The organism is Corallococcus sicarius (assembly GCF_003611735.1).
GTDB lineage: Bacteria > Myxococcota > Myxococcia > Myxococcales > Myxococcaceae > Corallococcus > Corallococcus sicarius.
The window spans coordinates 1-21,854 of record NZ_RAWG01000151.1 but is presented as its reverse complement, the minus strand read 5'-3'; the positions used below and the strand labels follow the sequence as shown (position 1 = coordinate 21,854).

Annotated in this window: 17 protein-coding genes and 1 other RNA gene; 12 read left to right on the top strand and 6 right to left on the bottom strand. The window is 69.3% G+C overall.

What is annotated here, in order from left to right; all coding sequences use genetic code 11:
- The first annotated feature begins 113 nt into the window (after window positions 1–113).
- Window positions 114–503, top strand: coding sequence for a hypothetical protein (locus D7X12_RS22700; protein WP_208719220.1), 390 nt, complete (start codon window positions 114–116; stop codon window positions 501–503).
- Window positions 504–602: 99 nt separating this feature from the next.
- Window positions 603–5,198: a response regulator gene (locus D7X12_RS22695; protein WP_120627374.1), complete on the top strand. Its 4,596-nt coding sequence runs from the start codon at window positions 603–605 to the stop codon at window positions 5,196–5,198.
- A 107-nt stretch (window positions 5,199–5,305) separates the two neighbouring features.
- Here D7X12_RS22695 and D7X12_RS22690 read toward each other — a convergent pair whose 3' ends face one another.
- The gene (locus tag D7X12_RS22690) at window positions 5,306–5,530 is read right to left on the bottom strand and encodes a hypothetical protein (protein WP_120627373.1); all 225 of its coding nucleotides are present in this window, start codon (window positions 5,528–5,530) and stop codon (window positions 5,306–5,308) included.
- A gap of 192 nt (window positions 5,531–5,722) precedes the next feature.
- Between D7X12_RS22690 and D7X12_RS22685 the strand changes: the two genes are divergently transcribed.
- From D7X12_RS22685 to D7X12_RS22655, 6 genes are all read left to right on the top strand, one after another.
- A complete protein-coding gene (locus D7X12_RS22685) occupies window positions 5,723–6,664 on the top strand; it encodes an AAA family ATPase (protein WP_120627372.1) in 942 nt (313 codons plus the stop codon).
- A 151-nt stretch (window positions 6,665–6,815) separates the two neighbouring features.
- Window positions 6,816–7,763 (top strand): branched-chain amino acid transaminase, encoded by a 948-nt coding sequence (locus D7X12_RS22680; protein WP_120627371.1) that lies wholly within the window; start codon window positions 6,816–6,818, stop codon window positions 7,761–7,763.
- 59 nt (window positions 7,764–7,822) lie between these two features.
- Window positions 7,823–9,163, top strand: coding sequence for a DUF8689 domain-containing protein (locus D7X12_RS22675; RefSeq protein ID WP_120627370.1), 1,341 nt, complete (start codon window positions 7,823–7,825; stop codon window positions 9,161–9,163).
- 121 nt (window positions 9,164–9,284) lie between these two features.
- Window positions 9,285–10,124 (top strand): Fic family protein, encoded by an 840-nt coding sequence (locus D7X12_RS22670; protein WP_120612867.1) that lies wholly within the window; start codon window positions 9,285–9,287, stop codon window positions 10,122–10,124.
- Window positions 10,125–10,347: 223 nt separating this feature from the next.
- A complete protein-coding gene (locus D7X12_RS22660; RefSeq protein ID WP_120627369.1) occupies window positions 10,348–11,469 on the top strand; it encodes a DHH family phosphoesterase in 1,122 nt (373 codons plus the stop codon).
- Entirely contained in the window at window positions 11,466–12,626 is a 1,161-nt protein-coding gene (locus D7X12_RS22655) for a cysteine desulfurase family protein (protein WP_120627368.1), read from the top strand. Before D7X12_RS22660 ends, D7X12_RS22655 begins: the two co-directional genes overlap by 4 nt.
- Window positions 12,627–12,638: 12 nt before the next feature.
- Here the strand turns inward: D7X12_RS22655 and D7X12_RS43490 are convergent, their stop codons facing one another.
- From D7X12_RS43490 to D7X12_RS42990, 3 genes are all read right to left on the bottom strand, one after another.
- Complete coding sequence (locus tag D7X12_RS43490; RefSeq protein WP_167509032.1) at window positions 12,639–12,809, bottom strand: hypothetical protein; 171 nt, start codon at window positions 12,807–12,809, stop codon at window positions 12,639–12,641.
- A 109-nt stretch (window positions 12,810–12,918) separates the two neighbouring features.
- Window positions 12,919–13,893, bottom strand: a complete 975-nt coding sequence (locus tag D7X12_RS22650) for a serine/threonine-protein kinase (RefSeq protein ID WP_120627367.1) — start codon at window positions 13,891–13,893, stop codon at window positions 12,919–12,921.
- 14 nt (window positions 13,894–13,907) lie between these two features.
- Window positions 13,908–14,918: a tetratricopeptide repeat protein gene (locus tag D7X12_RS42990; RefSeq protein ID WP_158620103.1), complete on the bottom strand. Its 1,011-nt coding sequence runs from the start codon at window positions 14,916–14,918 to the stop codon at window positions 13,908–13,910.
- 158 nt (window positions 14,919–15,076) lie between these two features.
- Between D7X12_RS42990 and ssrS the strand changes: the two genes are divergently transcribed.
- From ssrS to tyrS, 3 genes are all read left to right on the top strand, one after another.
- Window positions 15,077–15,267, top strand: a non-coding RNA gene (gene ssrS / locus D7X12_RS22635) — 6S RNA.
- Between the two features lie 20 nt (window positions 15,268–15,287).
- Window positions 15,288–15,917 (top strand): 5-formyltetrahydrofolate cyclo-ligase, encoded by a 630-nt coding sequence (locus D7X12_RS22630; protein WP_120627364.1) that lies wholly within the window; start codon window positions 15,288–15,290, stop codon window positions 15,915–15,917.
- A gap of 89 nt (window positions 15,918–16,006) precedes the next feature.
- Window positions 16,007–17,269 (top strand): tyrosine--tRNA ligase, encoded by a 1,263-nt coding sequence (gene tyrS / locus D7X12_RS22625; RefSeq protein ID WP_120627363.1) that lies wholly within the window; start codon window positions 16,007–16,009, stop codon window positions 17,267–17,269.
- Window positions 17,270–17,297: 28 nt separating this feature from the next.
- On the opposite strand, the gene D7X12_RS22620 is transcribed toward tyrS, so the two are convergent.
- Window positions 17,298–18,119: an SDR family NAD(P)-dependent oxidoreductase gene (locus D7X12_RS22620; RefSeq protein WP_120627362.1), complete on the bottom strand. Its 822-nt coding sequence runs from the start codon at window positions 18,117–18,119 to the stop codon at window positions 17,298–17,300.
- Window positions 18,120–18,204: 85 nt separating this feature from the next.
- Between D7X12_RS22620 and D7X12_RS22615 the strand changes: the two genes are divergently transcribed.
- Window positions 18,205–19,347, top strand: coding sequence for an EndoU domain-containing protein (locus tag D7X12_RS22615; RefSeq protein ID WP_120627361.1), 1,143 nt, complete (start codon window positions 18,205–18,207; stop codon window positions 19,345–19,347).
- A gap of 60 nt (window positions 19,348–19,407) precedes the next feature.
- Here the strand turns inward: D7X12_RS22615 and D7X12_RS22610 are convergent.
- Window positions 19,408–21,854 (bottom strand): alpha-2-macroglobulin family protein (locus D7X12_RS22610; protein ID WP_279637238.1); only part of this gene is annotated, 2,447 nt, incomplete at its 5' end.

Here is a 21,854-nt window from a genome sequence, read left to right as displayed (position 1 = left end):
CGTGGTATCTCCATGACTATGTTAGCCACACGGTGTGAGCACCACGCAATTTTTTTTTTTTTCAAGCAGAAGACGGCATACGAGAGAGGCTCCGGTCTCGTGGGCTCGGAGATGTGTATAAGAGGCAGGAGATCGCCGCCGACGAGGCCCTGTCCCTGGACGACGAGGGCAGCCACACCCCGGCCAACGCCACGGCGGCGCTGGAGGAGCCGGAGGAGATCAGCAGCGACGAGGTCCACGACGCGGACGCACTCGCCGTGGAGGCCGCGGACGTCGAACCGGTGGAGGCCGCCGAGGACGAAGGTCCCCCGCCCGCTCCGCCGGGCTCCACCCTCAACCCGTGGTTCGCACAGCTCGCGCACGGGTATTGTCCCCCGGAAGGGACCCAGTTCGCCCGCCACACCCCTCCCACCAACTTCCCCGGGAGGGAGCTGGAGACCGCCGAGCCCCCCGGGCCGGCCTCCCCTGTCGGCCAGGGAGCGGTTCGCAACAAGAACACGTGAGGCAGGCGACCGAGCGCCGCTCGGAAACTTTCCAAGCCTCGCGCCCGCCGGATAGGATGTGGCGGTTTTTACTGCACTTTTTGCTGGGTGAAGGGCTTCATGGAGCGTCGCGTCCTCATCGTCGAAAGCCAGAACGACTTCGCACTCAGCATGGCCTCCGTGCTCAAGAGCGCGGGCTACAACACGGCCATGGCTACCACTGCGTCAGATGCGCAGCGGGAGCTGGAGAAACGCCGGCCGGACCTGGTCGTCGTCCGCGCGGAGCTGCCGGACCAGTCCGGCTTCGCCCTCTGTGGTCAGATCAAGAAGGGCAAGTGGGGCCAGAACCTCAAGGTCCTGCTGCTCTCCTCCGACTCGGGTGTGGAGGGTCTGAACAAACACCGTGAGACGCCGGCCGCCGCGGACGGCTACCTCGTCATCCCCTTCGAGATGGGGGAGCTCGCCTCGATGAGCGCGGGCATCGTGCCGCCCGGCACCGACGAGACGGACGCGGACCTGGATGCCGCCCTGTCCGGCGCACCGCGTGAAGCCCCGCCGCCCATGCCCGGTGTCCGCACCGGCGCTCCGCCCAAGCTGCCCAAGCGCGAGCGCCGCAGCGCGATGACGGACGAGGACAAGACCTTCATGGACCGGGCCTTCTCGTCCATCGCGGACCGGAAGGCGGAGCTGCTGGCGGAGTCGCGCCAGCTCAAGCGTCCACCCCCGCGCCGTGAGCTGATGGGCACGCCCGAGGGGAAGATCCAGATCCTCCGGGACGAGCTGAAGACACGCGAAGCGCAGCTCGCGCGCCTGTCGGAGATCTGGAGCGTCCGCGAGCGGGAGCTGCTGTCCGTCGAGGACCGGCTCCACGAGAAGGACGTGGAGCTGCAGGGCCTGAAGATGCAGGTGGATGACCTGCTGCGGCGCTTCAACGACGCCCAGCAATCCATCGTCCAGAAGGAGCGCGAGCACGGCGCCACCGTGGACGACCTGCTCCTGCAGAAGTTCTCCTCGGAGAAGGACCTCATCGAGGTCGTCGCCTCCAAGGAAAAGGACATCAACGTCCTGCGCAAGGAGGTCAACCTCCGCGACGAGGAGCTGTCCCGGCGCGGCGTGGACCTGGAGAACTCCCGCAACGAGTACGACAAGCTGGAGAAGCACCTCGGCGTCGTCACGCTGGAGTTCGAGGTCAAGGAGCAGAAGCTCCAGGACACGGTCCGCGCCAACGAGGCGGAGATCCTCCAGCTGCGCGAGCGCGGGGACCAGTTCGAGTCCGAGCTGGGCCGCACCGTCAGCGAGCGCGACCAGCGCTACGCCGAGCTGGACGGCGAACTGCAGGCCCTCCAGGAGCGGCTGTCCCAGACGGAGCAGGAGCGCGACGCCACCGTGCGCGCCCTGGAGACCCGTGCCACCACCGCGGAGGAGCACGCCAGTCGCTCCGACGCGGAGATCGAACGCCTCAACGCCGAGCGTGCCGCGCTGGAGCAGCGCCTCACGCAGCAGGTGGCGGACCTGGAGTCCGACATCGCGCGCGTCACCGGCGAGCGCGACCAGCTCAAGCTGGACAAGGACGAGCAGGAAGCGGACCTCACGCAGCGCGTGGAGGAGCGCGACGCGAAGCTCCTCACGCTCGACCGCGAGCTGCAGGAGACCATCGCCCGCAACGAGAACAGCGAGGCGGAGCTCAACGCCACCATCCAGCAGCACCGCGAGCGCATCGGTGAGCTGGAGGGTGAGGTCGAAGCCGTCAAGACGCACCTGGAGGACCGCGAGACGGAGCTGTCCGCGGAGATCCAGGCGCTCCAGCAGGCCAAGGACGCGCTGGAGCAGGACCTCACCAGCCAGCTCGAGGACCTGCGCGCGGCGAAGGACGCCCTGGAGGCGGACCTCACCGGCCAGATTCAAGCGCTCACCGAGCAGCTCGACGCCGCCCAGCGTCAGGGCGAGCAGCTCTCCGCGCGCGTGGCCTCGCTCGAGGACACCGTCGCCCAGCGCGACAGCAGCATCGAAGGCCTGCAGTCGGACGTGGCCGAGCGCGACTCGCGCATCTCCGAGCTGACCGGGAACCTGGAGGCCACGAGCCAGCAGCTCGCGGAGACGCAGGGCACCCTCTCCAGCACGGAGGCCACCCTCGCGGAGACGCGCGGCGAGCTGGAGGCCACCAGCCAGCAGCTCTCCGAGACACAGACGACGCTCTCCCACACGGAGGGCACGCTCGCGGAGACGCGCGGTGAGCTGGAGGCGACGAGCCAGCAGCTCTCCGAGACGCAGACGCGCCTGACGCAGACCGAGGAGACCCTCTCCTCCACCCGCGGCGAGCTGGAGGCCACCAGCCAGACGCTGGCGACCACCGAAGCCACCCTCGCGGACACGCAGGGCCAGCTTGCGCGCACGGAAGCCACGCTCGCCGACACGCAGGGCACGCTCTCCAGCACCGAGGGCACCCTCGCGGAGACGCGCGGTGAGCTGGAGGCGACGAGCCAGACCCTGACGGACACGCAGGCCCGGCTCGCGCAGACGGAGGAGACGCTCTCCACCACGCGCGGCGAGCTGGAGGCCACCAGCCAGACCCTGGCGGACACGCAGGCGACGCTCTCCAGCACGGAAGGCACGCTCGCGGAGACGCGCGGCGAGCTGGACGCCACCAGCCAGACCCTCTCCGACACGCAGACGCGGCTTGCGCAGACGGAGGAGACGCTCTCCTCCACCCAGGGCGAGCTGGAGGCGACGAGCCAGACGCTCGCGCGCACCGAGGCGACCCTCGCGGACACGCAGGGCCAGCTTGCGCGCACGGAGGCCACGCTTGCCGACACGCAGGGCACGCTCTCCAGCACCGAAGGCACGCTCGCGGAGACGCGCGGCGAGCTGGAGGCGACGAGCCAGACGCTCACGCAGACCCAGGACACGCTGGAGTCGACGCGCGCGGAGCTGCTGAAGACGACCACGCACCGCGACGAGCTGGACGCGGAGCTGAACGAGACGCGCGACGTCCTCCAGGACACCAACGCCCTCCTCGCGCGCACCACGCAGGAGCGCGACACGCGCATCGCGGAGCTGCAGGCGCTCGGCGAAGCGAAGGACGCGCTGGAGCAGGACCTCACCGGTCAGATCGGCCAGCTGCGCGCGGACCTGTCCGAAACGCAGGGCCTGTATGACGCCGAGCGCGGCGCGCACGCGAGGCTCGCGGAGGAGACGACCGCGCAGATCGCCACGCTCACCCAGGAGCGCGACGGGCTGTTCGCGGAGCTGAACACCACCTCGCAGCAGCTCGCCGCCACCCAGGGCCAGCTCGCGGACACCCAGAACGCCCTGTCCCGCGAGGAGCAGGCCCACGCCCAGTCCCGTCAGCAGGCGGCCTCCGCCCAGGCGGAGCTGAACCGCCAGCTCGCGGACGCGCAGGCGAACGGCGAAGAGCTGGCCGAACAGCTCATCGTCACCAAGCACGAGCTGGGCGCGCGCGTGGCGGAAGTCACGCAGCTGTCCTCCAAGCTCGCGCAGACGGAAGACGCGCGGCACGACCTGGAAGACCGCTTCCAGACGCTCACGCACGAGTCCCAGCGCCGCGAGGAGCTGCTGCAGAACGAGGTGGACACCAAGGGCAAGGAGCTCTCGGACACCCTGCGCAAGCTCACCCACGTGACGCAGGAGAAGATGCGTCAGGCGGAGGTGCTCAACCGTGAGGTCGCCACCCGCACCGACCAGGTGAAGGCGCTGGAAGGCCAGCTGCAGGCGCAGGCCGCCGAGGCGAAGAAGCAGGCGGACGCGCTGGGCCAGCAGCTCACCGCCGCCTCCAACGACCTGGATGGGGCGCGCAAGGCCATCACCGAGCGCGACACCCAGCTCCAGCAGGCCAGCCAGTCCCAGAAGAAGCTCGCCAGCGAGCGCGACGGACTGGCCGGACAGCTCCAGCAGGCCCAGGCCCAGGCGCAGCAGCAGGCCCAGCAGGCCCAGGCCGCCGCCGCCGAGGCGAAGAAGCAGTCCGACGACCTGGCCGGGAAGCTGGCGAAGGCGGACCAGCGCATCGCGCAGCTTGCCCAGGAGGCCCAGAAGTTCGCGGCCGACACGGACGCGAAGCTCAAGGACGCCCAGGCCCAGGTCCAGGCCCGCACCAAGAAGGCCCAGGACCTGGAGCTCGCGCTGGAGAACGCCCAGAGCGCCCGGGGCCGCGCGGAGAAGGAGCTCACCGCCCGCGTCACCGCCGCCGAGGCGAAGGCCAACGAGTCCGCCGCCAAGCTCGCCACCGCGCAGAAGGAGCGCAAGGACCTGGAGGCGCGGCAGCTCAAGGAGCTGGAGGACCTCAACGCCAAGCAGAAGGCGGAGCTGGAGCGCCGCGAGGCCATCAAGGCCCAGGAGGTCGCCCGCCTCCAGACCTCCGTCCAGGAGAAGAGCAAGGCGCTCAAGGTCGCCGAGCTGGAGCTGGCCCGGTACAAGAGCAAGTCCCCTGCCCCGGCCGCCGCTCCCGCCGCGAAGCCCGCGGCGCAGGACGAACACCTGGCCGTGACGGCCGTGGCGAACCCGGTCATCCCGGCCGCCGCGAAGCCCCCGGCCAAGGCCGCCGCCAAGCAGGCCGGGAAGAAGGCCGCACCCACTCCGGCCCCCGTGCCGGCCCTGGGCGATGACGAGGACGCGCCGGAGCGCACGGTGATGATGCAGCTGCCCACCGCCCCCGAGGGCGAGGACGACTGGACGGCGCTCGTCGACGAACTCGACAAGTAGCCCTCCCGCTGCCTGGAAATGACGAGGGCCCGCGCACTCCCCAGGGGGTGCCGGGCCCTTCGTTCATTCAGCCCATGCCCGGCTCGACGCCCGGCACCTGCGACCGACTACAGCGCTGTCACGGCCCGGGCCTCGCGGAGGAGGTCGCGGAAGTGCAGTGAGCCCACCACGTCGCGCACCGACACCGGACGGCCTTCTTCCCGGGCCTGCGCCTGGGCCGTGCGCCAGCGCTCCAGCAGCGTCCGCGTCGCGATGTAGGCCAGGACCAGCGGGAACCCTCCCGGCATCACCACCACCACCACCGCCATCGCCATCTTCAACAACGCCCACATGACCCGCGACCTCGTTCGTGTCCTGAATTGCGGCACTGAGATGCACGGTGCGTGCCCAGGGTGCGAAAATATTTGCGCACTCTGATTCCGCAGGGTTGCAGCTCCACAGGGCCTCAAGGGTGCGGCCGGCGGCCCCTCAACCCTGGCATTTTTGCCGCAGTCGTCGGAAGTCCGTCGGTTAAGTTGACCGGTGTGAGCCCTCCTGACCTGACGCCCGTGATTCGCTCGTTCACCAGTGTGGAGGACGCGGCGCGTCGTCTGGAGGCGGTGGGCTACCTCTCGTCGCCGGAGATCGCCACGTCGGTGTTCCTGGCGGACCGGATGAACAAGCCCATCCTGGTGGAGGGCCCCGCGGGCGTGGGCAAGACGGAGCTGGCGCGCGCCCTGGCCCTGGCGCTGGACCGGGGCTTCATCCGCCTCCAGTGCTACGAGGGCCTGGATGAGGCCAAGGCCCTCTACGAGTGGGAGTACGCCAAGCAGCTGCTCTACACCCAGCTGCTCAAGGACAAGATTGGGGAGATGACCCAGGGCACCAAGACGCTGGCGGAGGCCGCGGACCGGCTCGCGTCGGGGGACGCGGTGTTCTTCTCCGAGCGCTTCCTGCTGCCCCGCCCCATCCTCCAGGCCCAGCTGTCAGAGAAGCCGTCCCTGCTGCTGGTGGATGAAATCGACAAGGCGGATCCGGAGTTCGAGGCCTTCCTGCTGGAAGTGCTCTCTGACAACGCTGTCACGGTGCCGGAGCTGGGCACCATCAAGGCGAAGCACATCCCGCGCGTCATCCTCACCAGCAACAACGCCCGCGAGCTGTCCGACGCGCTCAAGCGCCGCTGCCTGCACCTGCACATCGACTTCCCGGACCGCGAGCGCGAGCTGCGCATCGTCCGCTCGCGCCTGCCGGAGGTCTCCCAGGTGCTGGCCGAGCAGGTGGTGGAGGCCGTGGCCGCCATCCGCGCGCTCGACCTCAAGAAGGCTCCGTCCATCAGCGAGACGCTGGACTGGGCCCAGAGCCTCGCGCTGCTCAATGCGGAGTCGCTCACCGCGGACGTCGTCGCCGCCACGCTCAACCTCGTCCTCAAATACGAGGGCGACATCGAGAAGGCCCGCGCGAACCTTCCGCAGATCGCCCAGGCCTGACGCGGGGCAGCAACGCGGATCGTCGGGCCCGGACATTGAGGGACCGTTCGGACGGGCCCCGGCGTTTCGCGCTTTGCCCCACCCGTGGGCATGGATACAAGGCCCAAGGCCTCACGTCGTCCCACCCCTTGCCCGACGAAGGAAGTTCCCGATGAGCTCGACCTCATCCTCCGTACTGCGCGCCGAACACATCTGGCTCGATGGGAAGCTGGTGAAGTGGGACGAAGGCAGCGTGCACGTCATGACGCACGCCCTCCACTACGGCCTGGGCGTCTTCGAGGGCATCCGCGCCTACAAGACCCACGATGGCCGGCTCGCCGTCTTCCGGCTGCGCGAGCACATCCGGCGCCTGCTCGACTCCGCGCACATCATCATGCTGCACATCCCCTACACCGAGGATCAGCTGGTGGAGGCGACGCTGGAGCTGTTGCGCCAGCAGAAGCACCTGTTCGCCAACGGCGCCTACCTGCGCCCGGTGGCCTTCATGGGGGATGGCGCCATGGGCCTGGGCGCGGTGAACCCCACCCGCGTGGCCGTGACGGCCTGGGACTGGGGCGCGTACCTGGGCGACAAGGGCATCCGCGAGGGCATCCGCGCCAAGGTCAGCTCCTTCACGCGCATGCACGTGAACGTGAACATGGTGCGCGGGAAGATCACCGGCCAGTACGTCAACTCCATCCTCGCCAAGCGCGAGGCGGTGCTCGCCGGCTACGACGAGGCCATCCTCCTGGACATCAGCGGCTTCGTCGCGGAGGCCTCCGGCGAGAACATCTTCATGGTGAACAAGAAGGGCGTCATCAAGACGCCGCCCCTCTCCTCGCCCATCCTCGACGGCATCACCCGCGACACCGTGCTCAAGCTGCTGCGCGACAGCGGCCGCGTCGTCGACGAGGTGACGTTCACCCGCGACGCCCTCTACATCTGCAATGAGATCTTCTTCACCGGCACCGCCGCGGAGATCACCCCCGTGCGCGAGGTCGACAACCGCCAGGTGGGCGAGGGCAAGCCCGGCCCCATCGGCAGGTTCGTGCAGGAGAGCTACTTCAAGGTCGTCCGGGGCCAGGACGACCGCTATGCGGACTGGCTGACCTACGTTTGAGAACACTCGCCTGACGTGACGTCCCGGCGGCCGGGGGAATCGGGTAGAACCCATACCCGATGCCTCCCGCCGGGTACGCCTACGAAGACAATCCGTTCAAGTTGGAGAACCCGTCCGTCCTCGACATCGCTCCCCCGGAGCCGAAGTCGCTGGAGGACACCGGGCTGAAGATTGGCCTGCTGGCCGACCTGGGCCTCAAGTTCCTGTACTACGCCGGCACCGGCACGGGCATGGGCATCGCGGAGAGCATGTGCCTGCCGTGGTCCGGCGTCGTCGAGCACGTGGTGGACTTCCTCGCCACGGAGAAGCTGGTGGACCTGCGGGGCGGCAAGGGCTTTGGCCGCGCGTCCGTGGAGTTCGCCCTCACGGAGAAGGGCCGCGAGTACGCCCGCGACGCCCTCACCCGCTCCACCTACGTGGGCGCCGCCCCCGTCCCCATCGAGCAGTACAACGCGCTCATCAGCAGCCAGACGGAGGAGACGCCCGTCGTGGGCCAGGAGGACCTGGTGATGGCCCTGGGCCACCTCACCGTCTCCGCGGAGCTGATGGACAAGCTGGGCCCGGCGGTGAACTCCGGCCGCTCGCTCTTCCTCTACGGCCCGCCGGGCAACGGCAAGACGAGCCTCGCCGAGGCCATCTCCCACATGTTCGGCGGCGAGGTGTACGTCCCGCACTGCCTCGAAATCGACAACCAGATCATCAAGGTCTACGACCGCATCATCCACACCCCGGTGTCCCTGGAGGTGGGTTCCTCGGGCGCGGGTGGCCGCCGGCAGACCTTCGAAATGGACAAGCGGTGGCTGCTCTGCCGCCGGCCCGCCGTCGTCGTGGGCGGCGAGCTGACGCTGGAGACGTTGGATCTCATCTACTCGGAGAGCACCCGCTTCTACGAGGCGCCGTTCCAGGTGAAGGCCAATGGCGGCATGCTCCTCATCGACGACTTCGGCCGTCAGAAGGTGCACCCCACGGACCTGCTCAACCGGTGGATCGTCCCCCTGGAGAAGCGGGTGGACTTCCTCACCCTCCACACGGGCAAGAAGTTCGAGATCCCGTTCGATCAGCTCCTCGTCTTCTCCACCAATCTGGACCCCAAGGAGCTGGTGGATGAAGCGTTCCTGCGCCGGATCAAGTACAAGATCGAAGTAGGCAATCCGGATGAAGAGTCCTACCGGGAGATCTTCCGCCGGGTGTGCGAAGCGGCGGGCATTCCCTACGTGGACCAGGCTGTCACCTACCTCGTGGAGCACTATTACAAGCCGCGCAGCATGGAGATGCGCTCGTGCCACCCTCGGGATCTGGTGTCACTCATCCGGGACGCGGCGAGGTACCGGCAGATCCCTCCGGCCCTCTCCAAGGACCTGCTCGACCAGGCGTGCGAAGTGTTCCTGGTGAATCTCTAGTCGGGTTTTAATTGTTCCAACCGCGCGGAATTTCTAGAATCCGCGTGCCGTTGTACCCGCCTGGCGCAGCCTCTGAGAAAAAGCGCCCGGGGCGGGCCGGGGCGAGAAGGAGCCGCAGTCCGTGAAGGAACGCTATCAAGACATCGACGAGAAGAACGAGCAGCTGCGCGAGTACCTCGACATCTACAAGGACAAGCAGCCCGCACGCGAGTTCCTCGACCGATTCGAGATGTCGTGGATCTACCACGACGCCGCGCTCGAAGGCGTCGTGTACACGCACCAGGAGCTGATGGCCGCGCTCTTCCCGGCACGCACCGCCGCGGAAGCGTCCATGATTCCGGTCGTGCTCGAGATCCGCAACCACAAGGCGGTCGCGGACTACATCCGTGAGGAGGCCGTGGGCGCGAAGAAGCAGTCCGCGCTGACGCTCACCACCATCAAGCGGATGCACGACCTCTTCCTCGGCAACACGCCGGAGGCGCTCGCCGAACGCGCGCGCATGGAGCGGCGCGAGCGCACGGAGAAGGAGCTGGCCAAGGAGCGCGACCGGGCCGGGCTGCGCAAGGACATGCCCCTGCACCGGACCTACTTCCACGACATCACCCAGCCGGCGAAGATCCAGGCCCGGCTGGAGAAGCTCGTGGACCACACCGCCAGCGCGGAGTTCCGTGAGTTCCACCCCATCAAGCAGGCGGCGGTGGTGCAGCACGAGTTCCTGCAGATCTTCCCCTTCACCGAGCACAGCGGGAAGGTGGGGCGCATGTGCAGCAACCTCATCCTGCTGCGCAACGGCTACATGCCGGCGGTCATCCACTCCATCGATCGGCAGCGCTACTACGAGTCCTTCCGGGGACCGGTGGCCATCTTCCGCACGGTGCTGATGGACGCGATGGAGAACTCGCTCGACAACGGCGTGAAGTACTTCCGCGACCTGGGCCGCAAGTACAAGACCGTCGAGTAGCGCCCGTGCGCATCGGGGCTCACGCATCCATCGCTGGAGGCGTGGGCCCGGCACGAGGAACCTGGCAAGGGAGCAATCGGCCTGACGGCCTTTCGCTGCCTCATGAAGGATTCGCGCTTCGTCGACACCATAGGGGTATTGGAAACACCCTTTCCGGAACGTTATGGGGAGAACATCCGACTTCTCGAATCCCTGTGCCGGAGGAAGTAAAAGAAGAGCCCCCATGCCTGTGACCCCAACCCTCCAGAGTCGTCGCTCCCAGCTTCCCGCCGGCAGCGAGCTCACGGAGCCTCCGCCAGCGCGTCTGGCGAACCTGCCCGCCGATGAGAAGCTGGGCCGCCTGCTGCGCGTGGCCAAGGGCCATCGCCGGGCGCTCATCCTGACGCACGACAACCCGGATCCGGACTCCATCGCGGCGGCCGTTTCGCTCGCCCACCTGCTGGAGCGCAAGGCAGGGATGGAGGCGCACGTGGGCTACGGCGGCATCATCGGCCGGGCGGAGAACATCGCCTTCGTGCGGGTGCTGCGGCTGCCGGTGTCGCACGTGTCCACCCTCGACTTCTCGCAGTACGACCTGTTCGGGCTCGTGGATACGCAGCCGCCGGTGCGCAACCACTCGCTGCCCGCGCGCCTGCGCGCCGACCTCGTGGTGGACCACCACCCGCTGCGCGAGGAGAGCCTGCTGTCGCCCTTCGCGGACGTGGGCGGCGACTTCGGCGCCACCTCCACGATGCTGGTGGAGTACCTGCGGGCCGCGCGCCTGGAGCCCTCCGTGGAGGTCGCCACCGCGCTCTTCTACGGCATCAAGGCGGACACGCGGGACCTGGGCCGCGAGACGACCCAGACGGACGTGGACAGCTACCTGTGGCTCTTCCCCCGCTGTGACAAGTCGCTGCTGGGGCAGATCGAGCACCCGGAGGTGCCCGCCCGCTACTTCCAGCTCTTCCACACCGCCATCGAGAAGGCCAAGGTCTACGGCACCGCCATCATCACCGACCTGGAGGAAGTGTATTCCCCGGACATGGTGGCGGAGGTCGCCGAGCGGATGATGTTCCTCGAAGGGACGAAGTGGTCCCTGGCCTACGGGAGCTTCCGCAACCAGCTCTTCCTCAGCCTGCGGGTGAAGGACCGGCGCATGAACGCGGGCCGCCTCATCCGCGAGCTGTGCGAGGACCTGGGCGGCTCGTCCGGCGGCCACGGCAGCATGGCGGGCGCGCGGCTGCCGCTGTCCGGCAGCGCCAACAAGCGCAAGGCGCTCAAGCGGGACCTGGTGTCGCGCTTCCTCGACGCCTTCGGTGTCGCCGAGGAGCGGCCGGTGTCGCTGCTGTCCGCGCAGGACACGTGATCTACTGGGATCACAACGCCGCCGCGCCGGTGCGCCCGGAGGTGGGCGCGCTGCTCGCGCGGGCCTTCACGCAGGGCGGCTTCGGCAACGCATCCAGCGTGCACGGCGGAGGGCGCGAGGCCCGCGGTCGGCTGGACGTGGCTCGGGCGAAGGTGGCGCGGCTCCTGGGCTGTGAGCCCAAGGAGGTCTGCTTCACCGCGTCGGGCAGCGAAGCGGACGCGCTCGCGTTGCTGGGGGCCTACGCGGCCCGCCCGGTGAAGGAGCGCCGCCGGGTGGTGGCCTCCACGCTGGAACACCCCGCGCTGCTCGGCGCCCTCACACAGTTGGAGCGCGAGGGCGCGCAGGTGGTGCGGCTCTCCCCTGCCCCCGACGGCCGCGTGTCGTTGGAGGCCGTGCTGGAGGCGCTCACCCCGGACACCGCGCTGTGCTCGCTGATGTGGGCGAACAACGAGACGGGCGTGCTGCAGCCGGTGGCGGAGGTGGCCCGGGCGTGTCGGCAGCGCGGCATCCTCTTCCACACCGACGCCGTGCAGGCCGCCGGCAAGGTGCCGCTCACCCTGCGCGAGGTGGACGCGGATCTCCTCTCGCTGTCCGCGCACAAGTTCGGCGGGCCGCAGGGCGTGGGGGTGCTGGTGGTGCGCAAGGGCGTGGACGTGCGCGCACTCACCCCGGGGCATCAGGAGGGCGGCCGCCGCGGAGGCACGCAGAACGTGCCCTACGCCGAAGCGCTGGCCCTCGCGCTGGAACTGGCCGCGACCGAGCAGTCCGCGACCGCCGCGCGCGTCGGCGCAATGCGCGACGGGTTTGAACAACAGGTGCTCGCGCGCCTCACCGGCGTGACGGTGAATGGAGCAGGCGCCCCGCGCGTGCCCAACACCAGCAACCTGCGCTTCGACGGGGTGGAGGGTGAAGCGCTGTTGATGGCCCTGGATCTGGAGGGTATCTGCGTGTCGTCGGGCGCGGCCTGCGCGTCCGGAACGCTGTCCCCGTCCCACGTCCTGCGCGCCATGGGCCTGTCACCCGCGCAGGCCCGCGGCAGCCTGCGCTTCAGCCTGGGCGCGTCCACCACCGACGCCGAGGTGGCGAGCGTCGTGGAAGCGCTGTGCACGCACGTCCCCCGCGTGCGCGCCCTGGAAGCCGGCGCGTCCGCCAGCTGAAGTCCCCGCCGCCTACCACTTCTGCTCGGGCAGCCGCTCGCGCACGTCCTTGTCGGGCTGGCCGTAGCCGGGCATGCCCTCCTCGGCCTCGTCGGCCTTGGGTGGACGCTGCTGCTCGCCCTCGCTCGCCTCGCGCGCGGGCTTGTCCTGCTCTGGCTGCTGCTGCTTCCGCTCGGTCGCCATGGATGTCCTCCCTCGGGTGTCTGCCGGGAGGAAAGGTCATCATCCGGAGCACAGGCCGCAGCGGCCCTTCCCGGCCAGTGAACTGCACGCCGGGGCCCTGTCCGCCCGGCTACTCGGCGCTGTTGCCGGGGCGCGCGGGCTCGGGTTCGGGGACGGACGGCACCTCGTCGGTGGTGCCGAACAGGCCGCGCACCACCGCCGCGATGGCCAGGGGCGTGCCCACGCGCTCGTCGTAGTGCGGGGCCAGGGCGTGCGCGTACTCCTCCGCGGACGGGAAGCGGTCCTCGGGGTTCTCCGCGAACGCACGCGCGAGCACCGCGTCCAGCGCCTCCGGGACGTCCGGGCGCACCGCGCTCAGCAGCCGGTAGTTGCGCGACAGGATGCCCGCGAAGACCTGCTCCGGCGTGGTGCCGACGAAGGGGCGCCCCAGCGTGAGCAGCTCGTAGAGCACGACGCTCGCGGCCCACAGGTCCGCTTCCGGCGTCACCGCGCCCTGCAGCGACTCCGGGGACAGGTAGTACGGCTTGCCCAGCACCTCGCCGCCCTGGAGCTTGCCGTCCACCAGCACGCGCGACACGCCGAAGTCGCCCAGCTTGATCTCCCCCACGCGGGAGATGAACAGGTTGGAGGGGGACACGTCGCAGTGGACGATGCCCAGCGGCTCGCCGTCCGGCCCGGTGGCGGTGTGCGCGTACGCGAGCGCCTCCAGCAGCACCTTGGCCAGGTACACCGCGAAGTCGACGGGCAGCGGAATCCCGCGCGCCTTGCAGCGCCGCAGGATGTGGCCCAGGTCGCGCCCGTCCACCAGCTCCATCACCAGGAAGGACACGTCCTCCAACATGCCCGCGTCCAGCACCTTCACGATGTTGGGGTGATCCAACTGGCGCGACAGGTGCGCCTCACGCGCGAACAGGTCCACCGACGCCGGGTCGCGGGTGAGCGCAGGCAACAACCGCTTGAGCGCCACCGTCCAGCCCTCGTGGGGCCCGGAGCGCACGCGCGCGCGGTACACCTCGGCCATGCCGCCCTTGCCCAGCAACGACAGGATCTCGTAGTTGCCGAAGACCCGGACGGGTTTCGACATGGGGGTCGGCGCGGTCACGGGCTGACGCTTCCAGCTCCTTGCGGATCCCGACCCTGGGCCCGCTTGCGACCGCGAGCCTCCTTCAGCAGCTGCTCGAACATCGGGCCTTCACCCGACAGCCGCTGCAGCTCCCGGTCCACCAGCGCGTTGCCCTCCGGAGGCGACCAGCCCTCCCTCACCGCGCGCCGCAGCGCCTCCTGGGCGGGCTTGGACTGCCGGTCCGCGCGCCGTACGCACGCCATCCAGAAGGACGCCTCCGCCCGGGCCTGCTGGTTGCCCACCGCGCGCGCCAACTCCAGGAACCGGAGGGCCTCCACCTGCTGGTTGCGCAGGAAGTTCACCACGCCCATCCCCATCAGCGCCGACGCGTTCTTGCGGTCCTGGCCCAGCACCAGCTCGAACTGCTGCGTGGCGCCCAGGGCGTTCTGCGCCGACAGGGCCTGGTGCCCCAGCCGCAGCGCCGCCGGAACGTCCACGGCTTCACTCCGCTTCGCCGCCACCTGCGCGGCCGAACCCGAAGCCATGGGCGCGATCTGCACCGGGACCTGGGCCTGACGCTCGGCCTCCTGCCCCGCCGTCGGAGTCGGAGCCGGGGCCGGGGCGCTCGGATAGACCTCCTGCGCCGGCGCCCGGAGCACCAGCAGCCCGTTGGGGCCCAGCGCGTCCGACGCGCAGCCGCCGTCCAGCTTCACCCGCCCGGCCAGGGCCCGCTCCTCGAAGTTGTAGACGAGCATCACGGGGAAGGTCCCCGACGTCTCGCACGCCACGCCGGACTGGCAGACTGTCAACGAACCCACGAAGACATTGCCCTGGAAGTCCCCCGTCAGGACCTGCTGGGCACCCGAGCGCTTGCAGGGACCTCCCGCCGGCGCGGTGCCCACCACGTGTTCTCCGTCCGTGCGCAACTCCACGGGGCCGAAGACATCTCCTTGATAGGTGCCGTCGACGGCCGGGCCCGCCCACGCGAATCCGGAGGCGAGGCAGACAACCGCCGCGAGAGCCAATGTTGTGGTCGGGGGCGACATGTCAGGGGTCCCGGCATCATAGAAGTCGACCGGGTCGGTTGTAAACGCGCGAGGACGGCTTGACCGCACGCTTCTCCGTCCTTATCATTTTCCCAAGAACGCTCTGGGATTTCCCAGTGATTCTAGGCACTTGACTTGAGTTTTTAGCGGTAAAGGTCTGTTCCCTGCGGGGTTCGTGATGCCCAGCAGAAATTCGAACCGATACGTCCATTCCGGGGTCCGTTTCGGTCGCCATGTGCAAGCCCTCCCCCTCACGGGGATGAGGGAAGCCTGCGGTGACATGATTTCGGTCCCCACCTGACTTCTGAGGGTTCAATGGACGCTGGACACACGGCTCGGCGGGGGACTCTTTCTTGGGGAGCGGCGGCGGTGAGCGAGACTGCGGTGGATACGGCGGCGGCGGCGGAGAAGAAGGTATCGCTTCGTGAGGAACTGACGGCGCGCCGCAAGGCGATGACCAACGACCTCATCGATGAGCGAGGCCTCAAGGTGCAGTCTCGATTCCTGGCATCGCCCTACTATCAGAAGGCACGTACGGTGGCGCTCTACGCCCCCATCCGGGGTGAAGTGCCCACCCGGGACATCCTCATCGCGGCCCTGCAGGACGAGAAGATCGTCTGCTATCCGCTGTCCCATGTGCACGGGCGCATCCTGGCCTTCCGGGCCATCAAGTCGGAGAGCGAGCTGGAGCCGGGACGCCTTGGCGTCCGGGAGCCCAGCAACTCCTCGGACCTGATCGCGGTGGACCAGATCGACCTGTTCGTGGTCCCGGGACTCGGCTTCAGTGGTGATGGCAAGCGGCTGGGGCGCGGGGGCGGCTACTACGACGCCACCCTCAAGGCCGCCAGCGCGCGCAGCCGTCGGGTGGGTCTGGCCTTCAACGACCAGATCGTCCAGGCGCTGCCCACCACCAGTGACGACGTGGACATGGACCAGGTCGTGACGGAGAGCCAGACCCTGCGCGGCCTGTACCGCGACTGGGACTTCCTGGACACCTGACGCGGGCGGCAGGCAGGGAAACAGCGCTGGGCGGGGCGGATGCGAAGTCCCGCCCTGCCCGCAGCCTTTCGGGTAGTGTCCGCGGCGCCATGAACCCGGACGCACTGCGCAAGGCGACTCCCGAAGAGCAGTACGAAGAAGTGACTCGCGGCACCGTGGATCTGCAGGTGCCGGAGGACCTCAAGAAGAAGCTCCAGCGCTCGTATGACAAGGGCAAGCCGCTCGTCATCAAGGCGGGCTTCGACCCCAGCCGTCCGGACCTGCACCTGGGCCACTCGCTCCTGTTGACGCGCATGCGGCGCTTCCAGGACTTCGGCCACACGGTGGTGTTCCTCATCGGTGACTTCACGGCGCTCATCGGCGACCCCACCGGGAAGAACACGACGCGCCCGGCCCTCACCCGCGACGAGGTGAAGGTCAACTCGGAGACCTACAAGCAGCAGGTCTTCAAGGTGTTGGATCCCGACAAGACGGTGGTGAAGTTCAACTCCGAGTGGCTCGACGCGCTGGGCACCGAGGGGATGATCCGCCTGGCCTCGCGCTACTCCGTGCAGCGCATGCTGGAGCGCGACGACTTCAAGACGCGCTACCGGGAGAACCGCTCCATCTCGCTGCACGAGTTCCTCTACCCGCTCCTGCAGGGCCATGACTCCGTGGCGCTGAAGGCGGACGTGGAGCTGGGTGCGACGGATCAGCTCTTCAACCTGGGCGTGGGCCGGCAGCTCATGAAGGACGAGGGCCTGGAGCCGCAGGTCATCATGACGGGCCCCATCCTGGAGGGCCTGGACGCGAAGCTCGTCGACGGCGTCATCGTCGGCGACAAGATGTCCAAGAGCCTGGACAACTACGTGGGCATCGACGAGCCGGCGGACAGCATCTTCGGCAAGCTGATGAGCATCACCGACGACCTGATGTGGCGGTACTACAAGCTGCTGTCGTCGCTGCCGCTCAAGAAGGTCCTGGAGATGGAGGAGCAGACGAAGTCCGGCGCGCTCCACCCGAAGGCGGCCAAGGTCGCGTTCGCGCAGGAGATGGCCTCGCGCTTCCAGGGCGAGGAGGCCGGGCGCAAGGCGGCCGAGGACTTCGAGAAGCGCTTCGCCAAGAAGGAGCTGTCCACGGAGGAGCTGCCGCTCGTGGAGGTGTCGCTCGGGGGCGCGGAGAAGCTGCCGGTGACGAAGCTGCTGCCGGAGACGAAGCTCGTGGCCTCCGCCACCGAGGCGCGCAAGCTGATGGCCCAGGGCGGCGTCCGGGTGAACGGCGAGAAGGTCACCGACCCCAAGGCGGAGCTGGGGGCCGGCGACTACACCGTGCAGGTGGGCAAGCTGAAGGTGGCGCGGGTGAAGCTGGCCTGACGCCGGGCCCTTCGCGGGGCCTTCTGCTTCAGGGCTTGGGCGGCTCCTTCAAGAGGCCGCCCTCGTACAGCGCGGCCGAGCGCTGGACGATGAACGCGTGGGGCAGCAGCTTCATCGTCGTGGCGAGGAAGCGGTTGAGGAGGCCGGGCACGGCCAGCTCGCGGCGGCGCACGAGCGCCTCCACGGCGATGCGCGCGCAGGCGTCCGCGGACATGATGCCCAGGTCGCCCGCCTTGAACTGCCGGTCCAGCCCCGACAGCGACAGCATCTCCGTGGCGATGCCGCCCGGCGCGAAGACGGTGACGGAGACGCCCGTCTTGCGCAGCTCGTGGGCCAGCCCGCGCCCGAAGCTGATCACGAACGACTTCGTCGCCGCGTAGGTCGCCTGGTACGGCAGCGGCGCGAAGCCCGCCGTGCTCGCGACGAGCATCAACGCCCCCTCCCCGCGCCGCACGAAGTCCGCGGCGAAGCGTTGGGACATCCGCACCACGCTGGTGACGTTGGTGGCGAGCATCGTGTCGAAGGACTCAGCCGGCTGCTCCAGCACCCGTCCGAAGAAGGTGACGCCCGCGTTGAGGATGACGCCGTCGACGGTGCGTCCCTCCACCGCGACCGCGTGCACGCGCTCGGCCTCGCCGGGCCGGGAGAGGTCCGCGACCAGGGGCAGCACCTGCACCCCGTGCGCGCCCTCCAACTCCGCCTTGAGCGCGAGCAGCCGGTCTTCACGGCGCGCGACGGCGACGATGTGGGCGCCGTGCTCCTTCGCGAGCAGCCGGGCCATCTCCAACCCCAGGCCGGACGACGCGCCGGTAATGAGCACCCAGCGACCGCGGAAATTCATCGGTTTCATATCGGGGGTCCATATTCTCCGAGTGCCGCTGTGCGCAACCGGCGAACTGCGGCCCCCGGGCGGTCCTGTTAGAGTCCCGCGCACCATGCGCCTCTCCAGGACGCTCGCCTGCTTCTTCGTGGCCCTCTCCGTGGCCCCTGCCGTCTGGGCCGGAGGCGGTGTCTTCGTCTCCGACGAACGCGTGGACGCGGTGGACCAGCCCGAGTCCTCCAAGGTCGTCTTCGCCGTGGAGCCAGGGGTCACCTATCCGCTCGTGAAGAAGGGCGGACCCGCTCGCGCGTGGTGCAAGTTGCAGGGGCCCAAGACAGAGGGCTGGGTGCTCTGCGACGGCACCCCCACGGAGGCCATCGCGCGCGCGCCCGGCACGTCGGCCCTCGTCGAGGCGGACCACGCGAACACGCGCCAACAGCAGGCGGCCCGGGGCTCCGTGTCCACGCAGGCCCCGCCGTCCGATGACGACGCGAACACCGTCGTGGTCCAGATGCCGGCGGGCCGCGCCTCCGCGCCCCCTCCAGCCTCCGCGAAGGGCGACGCACCGGCCTGCGCGACCACCTGCGAGAACGCGCCCCTGTTCCCCAAGGCCCCGGCGCTGTCCGCCCTGGACCGCGAGGTGCTGGACCTGTGCCCCGCGCGCCCCGACGCGAGCGTGAGCGCGGGAGACGTGCAGCGCTTCTTCGCGAAGCACTACGACGACGCCCGGGTGCAGCGGGCGCTGTCCGCGGCGGGGCGGCCCGGCAAGGGCTCGCGGCAGGCGAACCTCGAATGGCTCACGAGCCTCTGGGTGAGCACCGGCCCGCGCAACGCCTTCACCCACGTCTTCTGCGGGGATGACTGGCAGCGCGGCCCCATTGGCGGGCTCCACTTCCTGCCGCGCTACGCGCAGCTCGAGGCCGAGGGAAAGCTCTGCTACCAGGGCCCCGGCAAGGGAGCGCAAGCGCTGCGCGGCGAGCAGTACCTGATCCGCTTCCAGGGAGTCGCGCCCTGGTCGTGCGGCGTGAAGCGGCTCGGGGGCTTCTCGAAGACGCAGGACGCGGTCTCCATCGCCGCCATCGGGACGCGCGCGTTCGCCCACTGCTGCGCCCGCGGCGGGGCGAAGAAGGAGGGCGGCGTGTACTCGGCGCCGGACGTCGGGGGCGGGAACTGGCGCATCTGGTGCGGCACGCGCAACGGCACGTACGGCATCGCCACGCTGCACCCGACGGACGAAGCCGCCACCTGCGCGGAGTAGCGGGACGCGGGACCGGGCCGACGCTCCGAAGGAACGCCGGCCCCCTGCCCCACCCGCGCGCTACTGCGCCTTGCCCACGGTGAGCACCGCTCCCGTGGAGTACGCGGTGAACTCCGGCGCGTACATGGACTGCACCGTCGCCGGCCCCACGCGGAAGGTGCCCGCGAGGTTGGCGCGCAGCCGGTACTTGAACGTGTACTCGCCCACCGGGAGCGCCTCGAAGAAGAAGTTCGTCCCCGAGTCGCGCGTCTCCTCGTACCAGACGATGCCCAGGTCCCACTTGTGGCGGGAGACCGCATTCTCCGGCTCCAGGCCCGCGGCGCGCGGGTCGCGCAGGTGCACGTACTCGGCCGCGTGCTTCGTGCGCAGGGACAGCTGCACCTCCACCTCGTCGCCCGGGTGGAGCGGCGCGCCCTCCGCGAGCGGACGCAGCAGCGTCTGGTTGCCCTCACGCAGGCGCAGGAAGTAGCGACGCGAGACGTTGAAGAAGTCCCCGCGCTCCTCCTTGGGCAGCTGCTCCGTGGAGAAGTGCCATGTCGCGGAGGCGAAGGCGAAGCCCTTCGTCGTCTTCTCCACCACCGTGGTCGCCGTGTCGGCCTTCACCTCCGGCCCGGTGAGCACCACCTGGTTCTTCTTCCCCGTGTAGACCTCCGGCGAGAAGACCATCGGGACGACCTTCGGGCCCACCGTGACCTTCAGCTCCTCGCGGATGCCCAGGGCCCCTTCGGCCTCCAGGTAGTTCACCAGCGCGTAGAGCGCCTCCGCCGTGGCGCGCGTGGACTTCCAGTGGCCCAGCTTCTTGTCCAACAGCAGCCACTGCACCAGCCCAGCGCGGCGCGGGTCCTTGGGGCGCAGCTCCGACAGCGTGCGCAGCGCGAAGGCGTGCGTCTCCGTGGTGTCGTTGTACCAGAGCCAGCTGCGATCCTCGGGGGCCCAGAAGGTGCCCTGGTCCTCCGTCGTCTTCGCGGAGTCCATCACGCTGTCCCAGACCTTCAGCGCGTCCTTCGTCCGCTTCGAGCGATGCAGCGTGAGCGCCAGGTAGCCCTTGAGGTACGGCGAGTGCTCCTTCCAGTGCTTGAAGGAGAAGTCGAGCATGCGCTGCCGTTCGGCCGCCGTGAGCGCATCTCCCGTGTAGCGCGCGTCAGGATACGAGGACGCCACGAAGTTGAGGAACGTGAGGAACTCCCACCCCACGTTCTTCTTCATCAGCTTGTTCGCGTAGTCGTCCCGGAACTGCTTCGCCAGGTACGTCCACGCCCGCTTCGTCATCTCCGGCGGAACCTCCACGCCGTGCTCCGTCGCGCGCGACAGGCCGTGGAGGATGTAGACGGTCATGTACGGCGACGCGGGGCCGCCCGGCCACCACGGGAAGCCGCCGTCGGCCGTCTGCGCCTTCTTCAGCTTCGCGAGCGACGCCATGCGCTCCGCCTGCGCCACCTTCGGATCCAACACGCGCACCAGGTCTTCCGGTGACTCGCGGCCGCCCTTCGCGTCGGTGAGCCAGGGCGTCTCCTCCAGCGTCATCTTCCGGTTCGGATCCACCGCGTCCCAGGTCTCGAAGCGCGTGGGACGCTGGCTCAGCTCCTTCGCCATCTTCGCCACGGCCGGGTGCTTGTCATAGAGGCTGGCGACGATGCCGGAGGACACGAAGCGGTTGAGCGTCTGCTCCGTGCACTCATAGGGGTAGTTCACCAGGTACGGCAGCGCCTGGAGCACCGAGTAGAACAGCTGCGCGTCCACCGTGACGACGAGCTGCTCGTTCACCCGCGTGGCGTCATCCGAGCGCTTCAGGTCGTCGAACGTCAGCGTCTTGCGGTCCTGGTCGCGCAGCGTCACGAAGCGCGACTGCGCCAGGTGCATGCGCCCGGGGAGCACCGGCAGCGGCCGCAGCTCTCCGTCACTGAAGCTGTCCGTCTTCGCGACGACGCGGAAGGCCACCGGCCCCACGCGCGCGGGCGTGGTGACGGGGAAGCGCAGGTGCGTCCCCTTCCCTGGCGCCACCGTGAAGGACTGCACCGCCGTCTTCACGCCGAACTCAGACAGCAGGCTCTTCTGCGTGTCCGGATCCACGATGTCGAAGGTGAGCTGACCCTGCTGGGGCTTCGTGCTCGCGTTGTTGACCACCACTTCCAATTCCGCGCGGTCGCCCTCGCGCAGGAAGCGCGGCAGGTACGGACGCACCATCAGCTCCTTCACGCTGCGGGTGGTGCGCTGCACCGAACCGCCGCGCAGATCGCGCGTGAGCGCGTGCGCCCAGACGCTCCAGGCCGTCACGGAGTCCGGTACGGTGAACTCCAGCACCGCCGCGCCGTCCGGCCCGGTGAGGAGCTGCGGAACCCAGAACGCCGTCTCCGCGAAGTTCGAGCGCAGCGGCTCCGTCTTCTCGGCCTCGTCGCCGCCGCCGCCCTTGATGATCTGGATGATCTCCCGCCGCTTCTGCTCCAGCTGCGGCTTGGGGGCGGACGCGCTGGGAGCCGGGGACGGCGGGGGCGGCGGAGGCAACGGTG

What these genes read in the sequence shown, in the direction of transcription:
- D7X12_RS43490 (WP_167509032.1), bottom strand. Translation starts at nt 12,809, where the DNA reads ATGGCGACCGAGCGGAAGCAGCAGCAGCCAGAGCAGGACAAGCCCGCG.
- tyrS (WP_120627363.1), top strand. Translation starts at nt 16,007, where the DNA reads ATGAACCCGGACGCACTGCGCAAGGCGACTCCCGAAGAGCAGTACGAA.
- D7X12_RS42990 (WP_158620103.1), bottom strand. Translation starts at nt 14,918, where the DNA reads ATGTCGCCCCCGACCACAACATTGGCTCTCGCGGCGGTTGTCTGCCTC.
- D7X12_RS22650 (WP_120627367.1), bottom strand. Translation starts at nt 13,893, where the DNA reads ATGTCGAAACCCGTCCGGGTCTTCGGCAACTACGAGATCCTGTCGTTG.
- D7X12_RS22690 (WP_120627373.1), bottom strand. Translation starts at nt 5,530, where the DNA reads ATGTGGGCGTTGTTGAAGATGGCGATGGCGGTGGTGGTGGTGGTGATG.
- D7X12_RS22680 (WP_120627371.1), top strand. Translation starts at nt 6,816, where the DNA reads ATGAGCTCGACCTCATCCTCCGTACTGCGCGCCGAACACATCTGGCTC.
- D7X12_RS22615 (WP_120627361.1), top strand. Translation starts at nt 18,205, where the DNA reads ATGCGCCTCTCCAGGACGCTCGCCTGCTTCTTCGTGGCCCTCTCCGTG.
- D7X12_RS22620 (WP_120627362.1), bottom strand. Translation starts at nt 18,119, where the DNA reads ATGAAACCGATGAATTTCCGCGGTCGCTGGGTGCTCATTACCGGCGCG.
- D7X12_RS22675 (WP_120627370.1), top strand. Translation starts at nt 7,823, where the DNA reads ATGCCTCCCGCCGGGTACGCCTACGAAGACAATCCGTTCAAGTTGGAG.
- D7X12_RS22660 (WP_120627369.1), top strand. Translation starts at nt 10,348, where the DNA reads ATGCCTGTGACCCCAACCCTCCAGAGTCGTCGCTCCCAGCTTCCCGCC.
- D7X12_RS22695 (WP_120627374.1), top strand. Translation starts at nt 603, where the DNA reads ATGGAGCGTCGCGTCCTCATCGTCGAAAGCCAGAACGACTTCGCACTC.